Below are 17,187 nucleotides of genomic sequence, written 5' to 3' on the forward strand. Positions count from 1 at the left end.
TTAAATTTCTCCTATTTCCATGGTTTCCAATTCCTGTTGCAGCCTTACGTGTTCTACTTGAACTTTAGCGGCAACATCTTTTAAAGTCGCTCCGAATAATTCTCTCAGGGAAAGATTCACTTCAAACTGTTTCTTTACTTCTGTCAGAAAACGGGTAGCTGATAAACTATCACCACCAATTTCAAAGAATACATCGTTTCTTCCTACGGCTTCCAGTGCAAGAAGTTCTTTCCAGATATCAGCAATACCTTCTTCCATTTCACTGGCTGGCTTTTCAAAATCTTCCGTACTTTTCCGAACATCTGCTTCTATCATGTTTTTTACCAGTTCGGTAAATGATTTTCGGTCTATTTTTCCATTGGCACTCAATGGCATCCATGGAAGAATAACCAATTTTTCGGGCAGCATGTGAGGAGGAAGCAATGTCTGAATGTAAGAAAGGATCTGCGTTTCCTTTAATTGAGGACGGTTTTCCGGACAATATGTATCATATACAATGGAGAAAGAATCCTCTATTTCTTCGGCAAGTACCTTGGTAAAGCCTGTTTTCAGGAAATAATTCTTCCAGGATGCCTTATTTAACATCGGACTGAATATTTCCCTGCGCTGAAGATCAAAGTGCTGGAATCCACGATCAATAACTCCCGAACTGACAAGAGCAATGGGCATTAATAATCCGGCTTCAGCAGCTAAAAGTCTCCCCCCGTTATTTAAAAGCAGATTACTGATAAATATTCCCTGATCGGGTTGAGGGAAACGATGAAGCGTATTGATAGCCACCACAAAATCAAAATGATACCCGTATTCCTCAGGCACCTGATTGTTTTTCAGTTCAATTCCGTTGACCTGATAGCCTGCTTTAGACAATCTGTCGGTGCAGCTGCGAACCATAGCACGACCTTCATCTATTACTGAATATTCAATGGTATTTCCTTCAGTGGCATGAAGTAGTTTTTCTGTTAAAACTCCAGTACGTCCACCCAGAATGGCTACTTTCAATGTTTTTTTCGATTGTTGGGCTACGTGATTGATTTTTTCAGCAATAGATTCAATTGCTTTTAGGGTACTTTTATCGTGGGTACTTAATATTTCAGGAGATAAAAGCTCATCATCAAGTAAAGACACAGCAGGAACAGTATTGGAAAGAATCTGACGAAGCAATGGCTTTCGTTCATCGAGCTTTTCTTTGAACGTGTTCAGGAAAGCGTCATCAGATTCAATGGGATTTACTTCAGTGAATAGAAGCTGACCTTCTTTTTCCGCTACCATATTTTCCTGATACAGCCAGTTTAGCCACATATCAAGTACCGGAACCTGCTCAGCAGCAATACCTGTTTCTTTAATCAATTCAGATTTTAATTGTTTGATCTGAATCGGTAATGGTTGTTTTGGAAGTATGTGATCTGAATCATTAACATGGCCTTTTATTGTATGGTTTGATAGATCTAATAATTCATAAAGGAAATGAGCAACAACCTGCTTTTGACGTTCATATTCAGCTTTGGCAGTAGGAGAGGGAGTTGTAAGCGGATTATCATCTGTTTCATCAACAGCAACCATTTGTTCTCCAACAATTCCTGCTATTAAATGGGCAGATTTGTTAATGGAAACTACCGCTGCTGTAGCCTGAGCTATTCCCGGAAAAGTTTTCAGAGCAGACTCAATTTCTCCCAATTCGATTCTGAAACCGTTTACTTTTACCTGATGATCAATACGACCTAAAAACTCCAGATTACCATCATTCCAATAGCGTCCGAGATCACCTGTGCGGTACCATCTTTCCCCATCAACAGTCACAAAACGGCTATGGGTAAGTTCCTCGTTGTTGGTATATCCAAAAGCGACTCCTTTTCCGCCAATCCATAATTCTCCGGTAACACCATCAGGACAATCCATGCCCAAATAATTAACCACTCTGTATTTTTGGTTAGAAAGAGGTTTTCCGTAGGGAATTGATTTCCAGTTAGGCTGAATTTCGTTCACGGGGAAGAAATTGGACCAGATAGAGGCTTCGGTAGCACCACCCAAAGCGATAAGCTGACCGTTTTCTGACCTCTCCTGCATTCTCTCTTTTAAATCTAATCCTACCCAATCTCCTGATACCAACACCAAACGAAGGCTTGACAAATTGTTTTCTGCTGATGAGCTTAAAAGCAGCATATCAAAAAGTGCAGGAACTGAATTCCAAACTGTTACTTTATATTTTTCAACCAAATTAATCCAAAGAGAAGCTTCTTTTCGTTCTTCCTCACGAATCAGCACCAAAGATCCACCTACTGCCAGCAATCCAAAAATATCATAAACAGACAGGTCAAAATCCAGAGCAGATATGGCTAAAGCACGATCTGAAGCAGTGACGTTAAACTTTGTGTTGATATCCTGAATCGTATTCCACGCAGCGGCATGGGTGATTTCCACTCCTTTGGGCTCTCCTGTGGATCCAGAAGTGAAAATAATATAAGCCAGCTGATCTGCATTTGAATTGACAGGGGCTTCTAAAGGATTTATCTCCGAGATTTCATCCAGATTGATGATGGTGATGTGTTGTTCCTGTGCTAAATTTTTAAGATGAGGAAAATCAGAAAGGGTTGAAGAATCTGTAACGATAAATTGTACTTGCGCCTTTTTAAAGATCTTTTCTTGTCGACCTGCAGGTTGATCCACCCCAACCGGAATATACAACGCACCGCTTCCTAAAATTCCCATCACCGCAATAATTTGAGAGGGTCCTTTAGGTAAGACAACAGCCACCCGGCTATCTGATTGAGCGCCGTTATCAGCCAAAATACGTGATAGCTTTAATGAGTTATCAGCCAGTTCTCCATAGCTCATTTGGGCAGATTGGTCATCCTCCCAATAAAGGGCAATATCTCCCGGATTTTGTAAAGCATGTTGGAAAAAAGCCTGATGAATAAGTTCCGGTTGAATTTCTGTTTCGGTTTGATTGACTTCATTTCTCACGGTTCTTTCCTGTTCACACAAAAGATCTGGTAAAGATTGTTCCCAGTTCTCTTGGGAAGACCAGTCCAGTAAATATTTGTGGGTGTTGGCAAGAGATTTTAGTCTTTCTTGACTTAAAAATTCAGGTTTAGCATACCATTCGATTTGTACATCTTCAGCAATGGTTATGGTGATCAGAACAGAAGAAGTTATTATTGGAATCTTAAAATCTGATGAATCGTGGTGAAGAATCACTGAACATCCATTGGTTAACAAATCTGCCGATGTATTGGGATCTGAAGCCAGAGAATCATTCAAATCCGTACAATATTTCAGGAAGCTTTGATTCCATATCATATTTTCAGGAACAGGATTGAGCAAGAGGGATGAGAAATCATTTTTACTGATGATATTGAGTTGTTCATCTGCATCCTGATCTGCTAGATCAAGCCAGGTTTTTAAAGAAAGTGCCGCTGTAAAAGCCAATAGGATTTCAGGCTTTAGATGATTTTTATTCGATTGCTCCTGAACAGCTTTCCATGTTTCGGGGGAAATATGAATTTTTTCCATATGCCACCACCCGTCATGGATGATCTGGGTTGTTGTTTTATAATGAATTGAATCTGTTGTCATGAGTGAGAAGTAATTTAAGAGAGTGATTTTCTTGTTTTGGTAATGGTATCCAGCAGGGAATTCAGATAGGTGTCACCCAATGCCTGAATAAAAAAGTGGTGTCCTTCAAATTCTTTGATGTGAAATTCATCTGTAGTCACTTCTTTCCAGTACTCCATGATTTCTTTGGTCGCATCGTCCTGTGTTGCACAATGGGCTTCAATAGGGATCTGAAGTTTTTGTCCTGTGTATTGTAAGGATTCGTGGGTGCGTAGATCTCCTCTTAGTTGGGAAAGGGTAAACTGTAACATTTCTGGATGATTCAATATAACATCCGGAGTACCGCCCATTTTTTTTATTTCTTCAATAATTTCTGCATCGGTACTGGCGCTGCTCATAGGATTTGGATCTTTCATATGAGGAGCATGGCGTCCTGCTACAATCAGTTTTTCAGGGAGTTGAAAACCTCTTTCCTGTAAAGTATAAGCTACCTGGAAGGCGACTGCCGCACCAAAACTGTGTCCGTAAATAATATAAGGCGAGCGTACCACCTTTGGAAAAACCGATAAAAAGGCTTCTACCAGTTCATCAATGGAGGCTGCGGCTGGTGATGTAATGTGGTTACCACGCCCAGGGATCTCCACCGGAATGAAGTCTATATCACTCATATTATTGTTGGTGCTGCACCAGGTTCTGTACAAACTGGCGCTACTGCCGGCTGAAGGAAAACAAAATATCTGAATACGCTCTTCTGAAGGGCTGAACGAGTTTATGTTTTCTTGTTCTTCCTGTATTTTTCTATGGTTAAATGGAAACCATCTTTGTAAAATGTTCATATAGTTTTAGTTTTAATCTGTAGTTTTAATTTGTTTTTTATGAATTTGTACTCAGCTGAATCTCCCAGTTTTCTGCTTCTACTATTTGATGTACCCATGCTTCATAGAGAGCCACTATTGTTTCAAGCTGTTGCAGGTCAAAAGCTTCTTCCACCACATCCCAGTTGATCAGGTATTCATCTCCTCTGCGGTAGATCTGATGGTCAATAACCACCTGTGGAGTCTGGCTTACCGCATATACTTCTTTCACTCCCTCAGGGAAGAAATTGTTTTCCATATCTGCGGACTCGCTGCTTAGCAAACTGGTGTATACAACAGGCATTACAGCTTTTCCGGGATTGTTTTTATTTAAAGCACGTAATACTTCTAATCCGTTTTTAGCTCTGTGTTCCACTGCCTGCCATATCTGTTCCTGAATAGTTGTGGCTTCCTGTAAAAAGGAGGCTTTATTTTCAGGGAAATAGGAGATTAAGGCGACATTGGTGAAGTCACCCATGACTTCGTTGATATCGGGATGAAGCCCTAAGCGATTGAAAAGCGTCATATTTAAAGTCAATGCCTTTCCACCACTCCAATGAGACAGGAGTTTTGAAAATATGGTCGCAAATACTGCTGTAGCACTTAAATTATATTGTCCTGCTTTTTGAGTTAATACCTCAATCGCTTTATCAGACACGGTAAACGTATATCTTCTGAATTGTGGATTTTCAATTTCAGAAAGTGCTTTTTTAAACGGTAATGCAGGTCCGGCAGGAATATCTTTTAGTTTGGATTCCCAATAGTCTTCTGCTTTTTGTATAAATTGCTGATGTTCCAGGTGCCATTTTTTTTCATCGGTGATGTATTGCTTAACGGTGTAACCCGGTTTTTTTACTTCCTGCCCCTGATACGCTTTAATGATTTCCCTCATCAGAAGATCAGCGCTCCAGGCATCCAGTAAAAGCAGATCAACGCTTAAATGCAAAATGGTTTCCGCAGAATTAACATTGCTTACTTCAAAATGGAACATTGGCCATTGCCCCAAAGGATATTTATGATGGGAACGTTCAGCCCTGATGTTTTCAGATAATTCTTCGGATATCTTAATCTGATAATAAGGCTGTTGTGGCAAAACAGCTTGGGTGCCATCTTCATAAATGACTGTTCTTAATGCATCATGCAGCCCGATAACGTGATTGACTACTTTTTCTAATTTATCAACATCCAGGTTGGGCCATTTCAGTTCGCTGTAATAGTGTGATCCTACATTTCCCAATTCAAAAGTATTGTCTCTGCCCATTAAAAACGCAGCCTGTATAGGGGTGAGATCAAATCGTTCATATTGCTTTTGATGAAGCTTAAAGGTTTCAGATTGTAAATAAGCGATTAGAAAAGTCTTGTTTGACTTTAATTGTTCAAGCAGTTCCGGGGAAAGTGCACCTTCAGGAGCTTTAAACTTCAGTTTGTCTTCTTCCACCCAAAGTTTTACCTCTTTTTGCTCACATTTGTTAATTAAAGACTGTAGTGAATTCGTATGTTTTTGCCACTCAAAAGATTCAAGATCTGTTTGCATTGCTGCTTTTTCGGATTGAAACTTGATCGCTCCGGCAATAAGGGTATGCAGGTAAAAGTGTTGTACAGAAAGATTGAAATTCGTTCTGATCTGTTCGAAATCATACCCTCCCAGTTGACAGGCTCCGATATTATAATGTACACCATCTGCTTCCAGCAGCTGAGAGATAAATCCGGCTTCCAGCATAGAGAATCGCAGTGACTCTTTATTATAAATAGGATAAACAGCCTTCATATCTGCGATCATATGGATTGCAAAAGCTCCCTGATCCAGCCAATTATGATTAAAATTAAGTTGCGTTGGTGAAATGACATTGTCATGGGAAATTAATACCAGTTCCTGAGTGTACGGATCAAAATAATAATAACCTTCTTTGATATGTTCTACTTTATCTTTAAAAACAGTTACATAAATCTGTACAGGATATATTCCTCCCGACGAAGCATAATTGAACCTTGTATTTTGATCCATAGCCTGTGCGGAACAAAGATTTAAATACCCTTTAAAGTCTTCAAACGAAACTGCTCTGTTGATGAAACTTCGATAGCTTTTTCTCCATTTGCTGTATACATCAGGTGTTTGGACATTAGCTAATGAAATCCTTTGATCTGTACCCAGATCTTTACGCTGTGCGATACGGCTCTTTTTGTAAGACTGTCTTTGTTCCAAATGATCAATGAATGGCAATTCATTAAGATATTTCATCTGTTCAGCGGTATAAAGAAGGAACTGAGGTGGAACAGAATTCGTGTTGACCTCTTCAAATGCTTCAAACTGAATGTTTTTTTCCAGATAATACTCAATAAGCTCTGAAACCGAACTCAATCTAACCATATCACCTACAGTCGGACGATCGAGGAAATGGGTTTCCAGTTGGTTTGCAAGACGGATAATATCCATGGAAGAAACACCAAGCTCACCGAAGAGATCGTGTTCATTCAATTCCGGGAGATCAAATACTTCCCGAACGACTTTCAGTACCGGATGGATGCTTCCGTTTTTTGTCTTTACTGTTTCTTTACTGTTATCAGGTTTTCCGGATTGGGATGAGGTTTGTTCAGTAGCCTGCTGGATCAGTTTATTTCGATCAATTTTTCCATTGGCTGTCACAGGATATTGAGATAAAGCAATAATGCTGTCTGGAATAAAATAGGGTGGAAGGTATTTTCCTAATTGTTTTTTGAATTCAGGTTCTGAAAAAGTATCTGTATCTGATTTCACATAAGCCACCAGCTTTTTATGGGCAGCTTTTTCACCAATGGGCACAATAACAGGGTCAAGGGCTGGATTACATTGCTGAAAAGCCATTTGAATTTCTGCAATTTCAATACGGTATCCATTTATTTTCAGCTGATCATCTTTTCTTCCCAGGAATTCAATCATTCCATCCTCGATATATTGTCCGTAATCTCCGGTGTCATACAATCTGATATTGAGCGTAGGATGTACATAAAATGCTTTTTGCGTTAAATCTTCACGTCCCCAATATTCCAAAGCGAGACCTTTTCCAGCGATATGCAGTTTTCCTTTTACGAATGCCGGACATGGTCGTCCTGATTCATCCAGGATATAAAACTGTTGGTTGGATAGAGGATAACCATAAGGAATGGAAGTCCAGTCTTCTTTAATCTCTTTTACTTCATAATAATTCGACCAGATGGATGCTTCTGTAGCGCCACCCATACTTACCAGATGAGCCTTTGGCAATAGTTTTTTCATCCTTTCAAAAGTAGAAAGCGGAATCCAGTCACCAGATAGAAAGACTTTTTCTAAAGTGATATCATTGTTTTCTGAAACAGCATCCAGTAAAATATTGAATAAAGCCGGAACAGAATTCCATAGGGTAATCTGATGTTGAGCAATAAGTGATTTCCATGCGATAGGATCAATACGCTCTTCTTCTGTAGGAACAATAAGTTTTCCGCCTGTTCCCAGTACTCCGAAGATATCATATACCGATAAATCAAAGCTATAGGCTGATAATCCTAACACGGCATCATTTTCGGTTACCCCAAAGCGTCTGTTCACATCTAGAATGGTGTTAACAGCGGCTTCGTGGGTAATCACGACACCTTTAGGTTTCCCTGTAGATCCGGAAGTAAAAATGATATAAGCAGTGTCTCCCGAGTGGATCTCAGGTTGTTTAAAATCAATAAGGTCCCATGTGATATCAGCATGTTTAAGGTGAAGGAAATGGTTGGTTGGTATTTCCTTAATCTCAAATTCCTGATCCGTGATAAAACCTTGCGCGTCTGCCTGCTGAATAATTTCAAGGGTTCTGGCTTCAGGGTTGTTGTGCGACATCGGAATATAAGCAGCTCCATATTGAACAATACCGAGAATAACAGCAACAGACTCAAAGGATTTTTGCATCTGAACCACAATTCTGGCTCCTTTTTCGATATGATTTTGCTGCAACAATGCCGAAATATGATTGGCTTTTTTGATTAATTCTTTATAAGAGTATGTCTGATCTTTAAAGACAATGGCTTCTCGGTTAGGATCTTTTTGGGCATATTCCAGAATTTGCTCATGGAGTAAAAGGTCCGGATAATCATATTGAGTCTGGTTGACTGATCTTTGAATTTCACTTTGATCATTAGGTCTCAGGTCATTGAATGTCGATTCCCAGAAAGAAGTTTCCTCAACTGCATTTTTAATCAATAGGGTATAGGTTTCAAACATGGCGGCAATCAGACCTTCCGGGAATATGGTGTTTAAGGCATCCCACGCCACTACCATATCTCCGTTTTTGGTCATGACCTGAGAATCCAGCCAAACCTGTGGTGTTTGAGAAGAGGAATATCCAACTTCACCAAACACGGCAGGATCACCCAAATCATTTCCATCTTTGCTTAAGCCTAAAGCACTGGTAAATACAACAGGGTAGAACAGATCCGCAGAAGGGTTGATACGGTTGAGCTCTTTCACAACTTCAACGGCGGAATAGGTTTTGTGTTCCAGATCTTCCTGCATTTGCCATTGCAGTGCCAATGCATTTTCTTCTACACTTTGGTTAAGACAATTGACGCTCAAGAGTGACAGATGGGTAAAATCACCGATGACTTTATCAATATCCGGATGAACAGGATCACGTTCAAAGACGGTAAGCATTAATCCAAATTGTTGTCCGGCTCCCCATGCAGAAAGAACTTCTGAAAAAATACCCATTAAAGCTGCTGTAGGAGTCAGTTTCTTTTGTGCAGCATGTTTACAGAATTTTTCCCATTGATCTTTTTTAAAGGTTTGCTCAAAGTGGGTAAATTCTTTTGCCGCATGACCAAAAGCACTGATCTGTTTTTTTAATGGCAACTTGGGTGGAGGAGATAAACTGTCCATCCTGTTTTGCCAGTAGGCTTTATCTTCTTCGTATCGGTCAGTTTTTTTTCTTAATTCAATATACTTAAGATAGTCACGGAAAGAAGCTTTGATTTCCGGTAGAAGTGTTTTATAGGAAGAGTTTTCTAATCGCTGTGAATATAAAAGGGATAAATCTCTCCAGAACAGGCGAAGACTCAATGCATCACTGGCAATAAAGTCCATTCCGAAGTGAATTCGCCATGCTCCCATCTCCATTTCACTTACCCGAAGGTCAAATAAAGGCTGATCTAAAGGAATAATCTGGCTTTCCATCTCTTCCCGAATATCAGACAGATGTTCCTGTAAGTCCTGATCTGCTTTGATTCTGTAGAGAGGAATGATATAGTTCATTTCCGGAAGAATTTTCTGGAAACCGTTTTCATCAACTCTTACCCGGAGCATTTCGTGCCTTTTGATCAGATCATTGACGGCTAGCTGCAAGGCATTTGTATCCAGATCTTTGGTGTTCATTTCGAAATATCCGTAGCAGCTGATACCGCCCCAGGGTAGTTCTGCATTTCTTCCTACTACATAAGCGTTTTGTATATCGCTGAGTTTAAAACGTTCATATCTGGAATCTTCATCGTTTTTATATAAATTCAAGGTTGTATCCTGAGAAGAAGCAATCTGCTGTTCATTGACTTGTTCAAAAATAAATTCTGCCCAGCTTTGTAATGTGGGTTCTCTCAGAAAATCTGTACTTCTTACTTCTATTCCCAATTCTTTTTTCCAGCGACCGGTGAGATCAGCCATGGCAATGGAGTCTAATCCTATGGTAAACAGGTTTTCGTCGTTTTCAAGCTCTTCCAGCTCATCTTCATCGAGCTTTAATTCTTCCATCAGATTTTTTTGAAGATATTCAAAAGCTTCTGACACACTGTTCAGTGTTACTTGTGGAGATTCTTGTTCTATAGTTATCACAAAATAGTTTTAAATGTTATCTTTTTTCTGAATATTGTTGCTCAGTATCAGGTGGTTTTCAACCCGAATACTTTTTCCCGGAACTGATAATTCGGGACATTCACTTTTCGTATGCTGCATCCTTTGTAATAGGATTTCCAGTCTGTTTTTTTGCCTTTTATCCAATCCGCAAAAACATTTTGTTCCAGATCCGGATTGTGCTGGGTATCTGAGAAGGAAACTCTATCCATACTTTTCTCAGGTATTTCAGGAATCTCACTGCTGTTTCTCCAAAGACCTTTCACAGGAATACTGTCTGATTCGTCAGCAAGGGCTGTTTCTAAAATCTGAAGTATCTCAGTTTTATCGGCTGCCCAAATGACTTGTTTCTCTTTAAAATCAGCTCTGGATACATTTTGGCTGTAGGATAGTTCAGCCATATTCAGATTTTCGTTTTCCTTTAAAAAAGAAGTAAAAGCCATCCATTGATCTCTGATACAGGACTGATTTCTGGCACTGAACCGAAGCGGCCATTTGCGGGAATTATACGCTGGCTTTTCTTCAGGACTCACGGTTGGATTTTCATATTCTTCCAATACGATATGGGCATTGGTACCACTTAAGCCAAAGGAACTGACAGCTGCTGTCCGTGGCTTTCCTGAGGAATTCCAGTCTAAGGTTTTTGTTGGAATTTCGATGCATGATTCATTCCAGTTAATATGAGAAGAAGGCGTATTGAAATGCAGATTTCCCGGAACTTTTTTATTTTCCAGTGCCAATACGGTCTTAATAAATCCTGCTACTCCTGCAGCAGCTTCAAGATGACCAAGATTGGACTTAACGGTACCCACATAGACTGGCGATTGTCTTTCTTTAGGAAGCAAATGAATAATGGAATTCATCTCAATAGGATCACCGATTTCGGTACCGGTACCATGAGCTTCAATATAATCGGGACCATTTTCACTGATGCCGGCTTTCTTCCAGACTTCTTTCAGTAACATTTCCTGTGAAGGACCATGAGGTACGGTAGGACCAGAAGATAATCCACCCTGATTAACACCTGAAGCTTTGATAACGGCGTGAATATGATCACCCGCTTTCAATGCATCCGATAACTTTTTAAGAACTATAACCCCGCATCCTTCACCACGAACGGTTCCATTGGCTTCCGCATCAAATGATTTGCTGCGGCATTCTGGGGAAAGGATGTTCAGCGAAGAAAATAAAGCGGTAGATTCCTGAAAAAGCAGGAGGTTAACTCCACCGGCAAGTGCCATGTCGCAATCGCCCATCCATAAACCCTTACAAGCCTGATCAATACTCACCAGTGATGATGAACATGCTGTATCCGTTGTAATTCCCGGTCCCTGAAAGCCAAAGAAGTAACTGGCTCTGCCGGACATAAATGAAAATCCGTTTCCTGATACATCATATGGCTCAAACTGGGCGGTCAATTTTCTTTCGCTGGCAAGCTGCTGCATATATTCCATGAGCATAACGCCTGCGTAGACGCCTGTTTTGCTTCCCCGTAATGAATCAGGGGCGTATCCTGCGTTTTCTAATGCTTCCCAGCATACTTTCAGAAATAATCTTTGCTGTGGATCGGTACGTTCAGCCTCTCTGGGGGAGAAACGGAATAAACGGTGGTCAAAAGCTTCAATATCTTCTTCGAGATAGCCGGCTTCTTTCAAAAAGGGACTCCCTTCCCATGCTCCGCCTAACGTATTTTCTGCTCTCTTTTCGGGAATAGAACCGATAAGGTCTTCCTGTGATTGAAGGGCTTTCCAGAATTTTGCGGGACTGCTGGCTCCTTTTGGAAACCTACATGCCATTCCTACGATAGCAATGGGTTCAAAAAGTGAATCCTGATTTTGTTCTATTTGTTTTTTCAATCGTCTGATTTCCTCAAGAGCTTTTCTGAGAATATCTGAACGATCTGTGTTATTGTTTTCCATTGAATTCTGTTTTGGTATTTACTGCAGTTCCTGCATTAAAAGCTGTAATAGATCCTCTTCACTTTCTTCTTTTTGATCTTCTGTGGAGGAATCCGAGCCTTTTTTAGTCAATTCTTCAAGATGTTGGCTTAAAAGATCCACGGTATTAAAGTCGTAAATGAGACTTACCGATAATTTGATATCAAGCATTTCCTCCAGATCGGTTCGTATGCCTAATGAGTGAATAGAATCCAGCCCCAATTCAAAAAGTGGGATAGAAGGGTCTACCTCATCGATGTCAATTTCAAGTTCTTCTGCTACCATTTCTCTGATGATTTCTCGTAAAGGTCTGTCTGTATTTTTACCAGGGTTTTGTTCTCTTTTATTCCCTGAGATTGTTTCCTTATGATCAAGCAATGATAAAAGTTGATTATGATTAAGCAATTGATACAGCGGGGTAAACCGTTTCCAATCGATATTCATAATTCCGGGAGTTGTGAGGACTGTTGTTGTAGCCATTTTCAAAGCTTTATCAACCGCAACACTCATAGGAACCGTTAAAATGCCTGAAGTTTCCAGCTCTTTTGCTTCCTCATCCTTCATCAGTCCTTTTTCTGCAAATCTTCCGAAACGTACTGAAAGTGTTCTTTTTCCTTCAAGATTTCTGTTAATAGCAAGACCATCCAACAATAAATTGGCACTTGAATATCCAGATACTCCTTCTCCTGACCAAAGTGAGGCAATAGATGAGGTGTATAAGGTAAATCCTACCTTGAAGTTTTTGAATTGCTTATCCAACTGTAATGCCCCTTCATACTTGGCTTCCCACTCTGATTCCAGTTCTTCGGTATTGGCTTCCGTGATTTTATTTCTGGTAATGGCTCCGGCTGCGTGAATGATATTGATTTCTTCGATCCCCTGTTCTTTTAATAAAGCAGCAATGTTTTTCATATCTTCAGCGGAATCTACTTTTCCTGCAACGGCTGAAATAGAAACACCTTCAGATCTGCATTGCTCCACATATTTGCGGAAATTGAGCTGTGATGAACTTAAATTAAGCTTGATGATCTCGCTATCTTTTGCCAGCAACCATGAAGGATTACGGGACAACAGATAGATTTTTGTACATCCAAGTTTAACCAGTTGTTCGGTAAATACACGACCCATTTGCCCCAATCCGCCTGTAATAAGTACCGGATTTTTCCAATCTCCTTTCGGTAAGATATTATCGGAATGCGTTTCAACTTCTCTTGTAAGAACCGGAGTGTATAAAGCTTTATCTCTTAATACCAACTGATCATCAGTGAAAAGATTTTTTACCTGTGAAAGCAATGCCACTTTTTGAATGGATACTATATCAATAACACCTTTCCATTTTTGTTTCGCTTCTATAGGCATGGTTCGGGCTAATCCCCAAAGTGCTGTATGGAAGGGGTTGACTTTTTCTTCAGAATGGATGGCGATTCCTTTAGTAGTACATAATCTGAAGTTTAGATCTTTAGTTACATTCAACAGCAGATCTTTACATACGGCGAACATTAGGGATAATCCTTTAATGTCATCAATAGGTGGCGCAAAAAGAATGAGTTGTTCATTATCCTCCTTCAAACCTTTAATCAGGCTTGAGATGTCGTTGAATATTGGTATTTTTTGATGGAAACTAGTATCAACTTCTTCTTCTTGAATCAGACTGATTTGAGGAATATTGTCAGTATTCTTTTCAAAAGCGGAAAATGCCTCGTGAGCTTGCAGAGCATCCAGAAAAACCCATACTTCTTTTGAAGGATAATCATTTGTGTTTTCCTGATTGTTTTCTAAGCTGATGTCTAGCTTTTTCCATTTCTCTTCATACACGATTTCTGTTTCTTTTTCGGGTTTTAAAAACTCGGTTAAAATTTTTCGGATTTCCATAGACGTAATTTCCATCATAGGATTTCCTTCCGGATCACAGAAACTGAATTGGGCTTTCATTGCTTCCGGATCTGCTTTTAACAAAATTCCTGAAGCATGAATAGGTCCGTGGAGTGGTTGATAGAAATTAATTTCATCATAACGGGAAGGCACAAAAGGTTCGGAGAACTGCTCAAACGTTTTGGCTGAAAATAAAGCATGCATACAGGCATCCAACAGTTCCGGTGAAGCAAGTAATTCCGTTAGCCTTTCATTCTGTTTTATTACTGCTTTCATGCTCCGTTCATCAGCTTTCACCTGATTAAGCAAACGGAATTCCGGGCCGTATTCTATTCCCCAATGATCCAATTGGTCATAAAATACCAAGGTATCAACAGGAGTTAAAACCGCATCATTAATTGTCACTAATGATTCAGGTAAGATATTTTCATAACGAATTCCAAAACTACCTTTGATATGAAGTATCCAGTCTTCCTGATCTTTTCTGCTCTTGATTTCCCAGGAACCGCTTTCTATAAGCGACTTTTCATTCTTATCGAAATCATAGACCAAATCCAGCTGTACTTCTCTTTTCTCTTCTAAAGAAAGAAAGCTCATCGGTTGGAAGATCTGTACATTTTTTAAAGTGATCTGATGACTTTTTTTAAGATAAAAAAGTGCTTCAACAATCATAGAAAGGTATCCTGAACCTGGGAAAATATAAGTTCCGTTAACGATATGATCTTTAATGAAGACATCCTGTTTCGGGCTAAATGATGAAGTAAATCTTTTTCTTTCATTCTCTTGAGAATCCAGCTGATGATGTAAAATGGAAGCAATGAGGGTCTCTTTTACGGATGTATTAAAATGACCTGCATTCGGATCTTTTCTGCTGTTTATTCTATATGATTCTGAAATATAAGTTGCCACAGCAAGCGGTGCAGGAGGAAGGGGTACTTTTTTTAAGATAGTGCTTCCTAAAAGTGGGTTCCAATCAATTTCAACGCCTTTTGCATAACAGTACATTAGAAAATCAGAGACTTCATCCGTTTTATTTGCCTGTGAAATGGAATAGGTATCATTGAAAATGTTTACTGTGATCTCTTTTACCGAAGCATCATCTTTTTTCTCAAGCCAGAATTCCTTGTTAGCAGCTTTTTCAGCTTTTTCCCAATGATGATTTCCTGAATGAAAGGTAATTTTGTCAAGAAGTTGTGCCCGTTTTGTTCCGTTTTCCAGAATAAAAAGTAATAAGGCTTCCTCAATGGTTACTAATCCGCTGAAAACAACGCCCAGATAATCTCCATCGCCTGATGTATTTAATTCGGCATTGGTTTTTAGTGTGGAAATAATGCTGTCAGTCCATATAAACGTCTGGGCAAAACGGATCGCTTTTTGTTCCAGTTCTGAAGAAGGATTCTTTGAAAGATCATGGAGTGATTTCCCGAATAATTTTGTCAGAATACGATCTGTCTTAGTAATGGATTGAGCGAATAATGCTTCTTTCTGCCAATTTTGAAGGTATTCCGGATTAAAATCGGTAAAGTTTCCAATGTTCAATACAAGTTGGTTTCTTTTTCTCTTTCCTTTCAGTGAAACGGTTTTGAAAACATTCTGAAGTCCGTTTTGAAATTTTTCCAATCCTATAATCAATTCTTTTGTATTGTTAAAAGAAGCATAGATTGATTCTTCAAATACTTCCCGCCCATTCATGAATGTATTGGATAGAGTAGAGATAGGCATGTTTTCATCTATGCTGTATAAAAGTGAAGAAACATACTGATGTAAAGTGGTTTCGTTTTGGGCTGAAATGAGAATCGGGTATGTTTCAGATAATGACTCCGAGGAATTGTTTATCTTTTGCTCAGACGCTTGACCTAATATGGCGTGAACATTAGCCCCAGTCATACTAAAGGCACTGATGCCAATGTATTTTGCTTCGTTTTTCCAATCCTGAGTTTCTTTTACCGGGACGATGTGTTTTTCATTCCATTTAAAACCCGGGTTCAGTTCTTCTAAATGTAATCCAGCTGGGATTGATTTATTTTTAAGGATAAGTAAAGACTTTATCAGGGATGCTACTCCTGCTGCGGGCTCCAGATGTCCTATATTGGATTTTACAGACCCTACAAAAAGAGGATCTGTTTCTGATTTTTCATTCCCGAATACCTGATATAGTGCTTCCAGTTCTACCGGGTCACCCAGGTAAGTTCCTGTTCCATGAGCTTCTATATAGCCTATGTCTCCGGCAGAAAGTCCAGCTTTTTTCAGACAGGTTTCTATGAGTTTTACCTGTGCTTAACCGTTGGGTGCGGTTAATCCGTTGCTTCTTCCGTCATGATTGGTTGCTGTGCCTTCTACAATTCCATAAATATAGTCTCCATCTCTTTCGGCATCTTCCAGACGTTTAAGTAATAGAACTCCTACACCTTCACCACGGATATAGCCATCCGCATGCTTGGAGAAAGCCTGGCATTTTGCAGATTTTGATAAAGCACCCATTTGTGCTAATGCTACTAATGCATGTGGTGACAGAATACAGTTCACTCCGCCGGAAAGAGCATAATCACATTCTTCGTTCAATAAGCTCTGGCAGGCTAAATGAAGGGTCATAAGGGAGGAAGAACAAATTGTATCCAACTGGATAGCAGGTCCGTTTAATCCTAATAAATAAGCCACTCTTCCTGCGGCAATGGCATTACAGTTTCCCAATGGATTGGAGGCTGTATAACCGTTTACACCGTTCGGAGCAATGTCGAAATCGTAATAATCACGGTAGCTCAGCCCAAAGAATACACCTGTTTTTTCTTTGATGGCATCAATTTTATATCCTGCATTCTGAATGCTATTCCATGAGGACTGAATAAGCAAACGTTGCTGAGGGTCAATATCGGCAGCTTCTTTTTCTGGTATCCCAAAGCTGGAAGGAGAAAAATCAAATACGTCAGCAATAAAACCTGCACGATCTACAAAGGTTTTTCCTTTTCCACCTTCTTTATCATAATAAAAAGAATGATCCCAACGATCAGCAGGAATTGGGATTATGCCGTCTTTTTTATCTAAAAGCGATTTCCAAAATTGATCCGGACCATTGGACTGTCCGGGAAATTTGCAATCCAAACCAATGACCGCTATCTTATTTTTTTTGATGGTGTTCATA

6 protein-coding genes and 1 pseudogene are annotated in these 17,187 nt (G+C 39.7%); all 7 read right to left on the minus strand.

Annotated elements, in window-relative coordinates; translation table 11 throughout:
- Nucleotides 1-3,573 carry an amino acid adenylation domain-containing protein gene (locus BW983_RS01840; protein WP_076549470.1) on the minus strand — a complete coding sequence of 1,191 codons (3,573 nt, stop codon included), beginning with the start codon at nucleotides 3,571-3,573 and terminating at the stop codon, nucleotides 1-3.
- 14 nt (nucleotides 3,574-3,587) lie between these two features.
- Nucleotides 3,588-4,388, minus strand: coding sequence for a thioesterase II family protein (locus tag BW983_RS01845; RefSeq protein WP_076549471.1), 801 nt, complete (start codon nucleotides 4,386-4,388; stop codon nucleotides 3,588-3,590).
- 37 nt (nucleotides 4,389-4,425) lie between these two features.
- Nucleotides 4,426-10,221, minus strand: a complete 5,796-nt coding sequence (locus BW983_RS01850) for a non-ribosomal peptide synthetase (RefSeq protein ID WP_076549473.1) — start codon at nucleotides 10,219-10,221, stop codon at nucleotides 4,426-4,428.
- Between the two features lie 47 nt (nucleotides 10,222-10,268).
- A complete protein-coding gene (locus BW983_RS01855) occupies nucleotides 10,269-12,158 on the minus strand; it encodes a type I polyketide synthase (protein ID WP_076549474.1) in 1,890 nt (629 codons plus the stop codon).
- A gap of 18 nt (nucleotides 12,159-12,176) precedes the next feature.
- Nucleotides 12,177-15,770, minus strand: coding sequence for a KR domain-containing protein (locus BW983_RS01860; protein ID WP_394333176.1), 3,594 nt, complete (start codon nucleotides 15,768-15,770; stop codon nucleotides 12,177-12,179).
- Nucleotides 15,750-16,313 (minus strand): annotated as a pseudogene (locus tag BW983_RS24550) (ketoacyl-synthetase C-terminal extension domain-containing protein); the annotation flags it as partial. The gene BW983_RS01860 and the pseudogene BW983_RS24550, both read right to left, overlap by 21 nt.
- Nucleotides 16,314-16,325: 12 nt before the next feature.
- Nucleotides 16,326-17,186: a beta-ketoacyl synthase N-terminal-like domain-containing protein gene (locus BW983_RS01870; protein WP_076549477.1), complete on the minus strand. Its 861-nt coding sequence runs from the start codon at nucleotides 17,184-17,186 to the stop codon at nucleotides 16,326-16,328.
- Nucleotide 17,187: the final 1 nt, after the last annotated feature.

It is taken from the genome of Chryseobacterium ureilyticum (genome assembly GCF_900156735.1).
GTDB lineage: Bacteria > Bacteroidota > Bacteroidia > Flavobacteriales > Weeksellaceae > Chryseobacterium > Chryseobacterium ureilyticum.

Excerpts from the sequence above, each read along its gene's own strand:
- BW983_RS01860 (WP_394333176.1), bottom strand. The coding sequence starts at position 15,770 with ATGCCTATCTCTACTCTATCCAATACATTCATGAATGGGCGGGAAGTA.
- BW983_RS01870 (WP_076549477.1), bottom strand. The coding sequence starts at position 17,186 with ATGAACACCATCAAAAAAAATAAGATAGCGGTCATTGGTTTGGATTGC.
- BW983_RS01855 (WP_076549474.1), bottom strand. The coding sequence starts at position 12,158 with ATGGAAAACAATAACACAGATCGTTCAGATATTCTCAGAAAAGCTCTT.
- BW983_RS01845 (WP_076549471.1), bottom strand. The coding sequence starts at position 4,388 with ATGAACATTTTACAAAGATGGTTTCCATTTAACCATAGAAAAATACAG.
- BW983_RS01840 (WP_076549470.1), bottom strand. The coding sequence starts at position 3,573 with ATGACAACAGATTCAATTCATTATAAAACAACAACCCAGATCATCCAT.